General features: G+C 37.4%; 3 protein-coding genes. 1 reads left to right on the plus strand and 2 read right to left on the minus strand.

The features are described from left to right. Window positions 1-419 precede the first annotated feature (419 nt). Complete coding sequence (locus AC1DPZ_RS25285; RefSeq protein ID WP_477408690.1) at window positions 420-947, plus strand: dihydrofolate reductase family protein; 528 nt, start codon at window positions 420-422, stop codon at window positions 945-947. A gap of 389 nt (window positions 948-1,336) precedes the next feature. Here the strand turns inward: AC1DPZ_RS25285 and AC1DPZ_RS25290 are convergent, their stop codons facing one another. Together AC1DPZ_RS25290 and AC1DPZ_RS25295 are read right to left on the minus strand one after the other, a co-directional pair. Further along, window positions 1,337-1,927, minus strand: a complete 591-nt coding sequence (locus AC1DPZ_RS25290; protein WP_477408692.1) for a hypothetical protein — start codon at window positions 1,925-1,927, stop codon at window positions 1,337-1,339. A 9-nt stretch (window positions 1,928-1,936) separates the two neighbouring features. Then, window positions 1,937-2,575: PEGA domain-containing protein (locus AC1DPZ_RS25295; RefSeq protein WP_477408694.1), on the minus strand; the 639-nt coding region annotated here is incomplete at its 5' end.

A 2,575-nucleotide genomic window follows, 5' to 3' on the forward strand; every position in this document is an offset into this window, starting at 1 on the left:
CTTATACGGCTTCAGGCATTAGGCGCGGGGCCGGTATTCGTTGCTATCCCTTACGCGGGGGGCTTCCAATTAATATGGGATATAATTGGCATTTCAAGTGCGCGATTAAACATCCGGGATTTGCAAATTCATTACTTAACAAAACGCTAACCTATCAGCGGGGCACCCGCGACACGCGGGCGCCAGCGAAGGGAACTTTCGTAAATACACTGTATCTTAGTTGTATTGCCGCAAGTTAGGTGATATTGGGTTGCCACAATACAAGAGTTAGCGGTCATTGTAAAGTAACACCCTACTACCTTTATAATATAAAATATCTCAGTCGTAATCACCCTTCTATTTTGTCACTTTTGGCTCGCATCTTTTTTAATTATATCCTACATTTTTGTACCACTACAAACAATTAAAATTAAAACGTCATGAGAAAATTAAAAGTACAAATGAATTTTGAGGGAATAAATTGGGATGATGATATGGTAACCTTTTGCATTGACAACCTTAAAAATGTGGACAGTATCTTACTCGGACGAATCACGGCTGAAGGTTTTATTCCATATTGGAAGGATGTAGCCGAGAATCCTGATCCCAATGATATTAATAGTAGAATTGGAAAACCAATTAATGATACTCACAAGGATATTTTTTCAAATACACTTAAGGTCAATCAGTGGGATAATGCTACTATCATAAGTGGCGATATTGCAGAAGAAATAAAACAATTGAAAGAAAATAAAGGGGAAGACATCATTGTTTATGGAGGTAATAAATTCGTATCATCTTTAATCAGACACAAATTAGTAGACGAATACTATTTACTTGTAAATCCGCTTGCCAGTAATAGCGATGAACCAATTTTGAAATTCATCAATAGCAATTTGCTATTAACATTGAAAGAATGTAAATCATTTCCTTGCGGAACAGTGTTATTGCATTATTCAAGTCAATAATAAATGACTAAAAATAACAACGAACCGCTAACATAGCATTGCCGCAATTTGGGCAGACAGTCATATCATCGGCATTATTGCTCCGCCCTTGTTGGAGTTGCTAAGCGAACTTKGCATCACCMCCATCCAAGCCCCGGCCCACGYGCGATTCCTTCCTTGGGGAAGGGAAGGAAGGGGTTTAATGAACTTTTTAGGTAACACAAATAATTATGGCGTAACCCTCCTTTGGTCGGGTCGGGCTATTCACTTATACGGCTTCAGGCATTAGGCGCGGGGCCGGTATTCGTTGCTATCCCTTACGCGGAGAAAATTGTGACGTGGCAACAACATTGACGACTTGCCAAAAAACGACGAACTGGTTGAACCACACTTGAATGTATCTAATCTCCTTATTGCGTAATCTCAAGATTGTCAAAAGAAACTGTTTGATCACCTGAAACATAAAATCCAATGCCGCTTGATGTTAAAGGAACATATCTTGCCTCAATAGCTTTCATTCCATTCACTTCAAAAGTCAGTTTTTGATATGTGTTTCTTACCACTAGGTCAACAGACGCTTTTCGGGCCGCTTTTAACTTGATAGCATTTGAAATCCTACCTATAAGTTTACTATCTTCATATTTAAACAAACGCGCATTGCCCTCGGATATGGCGAACAAAATAAAATTCCCATCATCAATATAATTAAGGATTATTCCGAAATTACTATCATCGTTAATCGATTTTACCTTAACCTCACACTTCACTTCAAAATTGTGCAGCACGTCCATGTCGCTAAAAAAATGAGATTCATAAAATGAATCTGCTTTTTTGCTTTTTATACGCAGTACACCATCAATGATGGCTGTTTCCCCTTTGTTATCGACAATTTCTGTCCACCCGTTAGCGTTCGAATCAAAATTATCTTTAAGAACAAATTTTTGAGCCATAACTCCGATACTCACTGAAGTAAGTAGTATAACAAGTAGTATTTTTTTCATTTTTTAATTTTATAATTTACCCAGTCTGGCCTGGAATTCAGAGATAATTGGTTCGTATTCTTTCAAGACTCTTATCGATTCTTGAAAATATTCATCGCGGTGAGATGAATTTATTGGGGCGATTTCAGAAGAAACCTTCATTTTATAGGTTAGTGCTCCACCAATATTACTTTCCTTAATGGTTACCCTTGTTCTAACCTGAATGCCTGYATCTCCAAAAGTTTTATAAGCCCATGGTGTTTGAATAAAGCCAGATAATTGGTCAGAAGATTCGATTTCTTCAAAGTAATTTAGAATTACCTGGTGCAACATTTTCCAGACTAAAATTGATGCATCTTTAGCGTCTCCTGCTTTTTTAATATAATCTGAAGATATTTCTTGTGCAAAAAATTTATTCGCATTCCCTGATTCAATAGATGAATCAAAAAAAGCGTCCCTCCTTAATGTAAACGAAACGGCAACCCTTTTATCAGCAGCAAAAAWTTTAGTTTCCAAAGTAACATAACCATCCTTAACAAACTTAACAACGATGAACCCATCTTTACGTTTTAGACTGGCGGTGGTTATACCATCAGCAACATAATTACCATCAATGTAGATTTTTGCATCGGATGGAGAGACCGTGATTTTAACGTCCCTTGCCTGAAC

This window comes from Mucilaginibacter sp. P4_G9 (genome assembly GCF_056400985.1).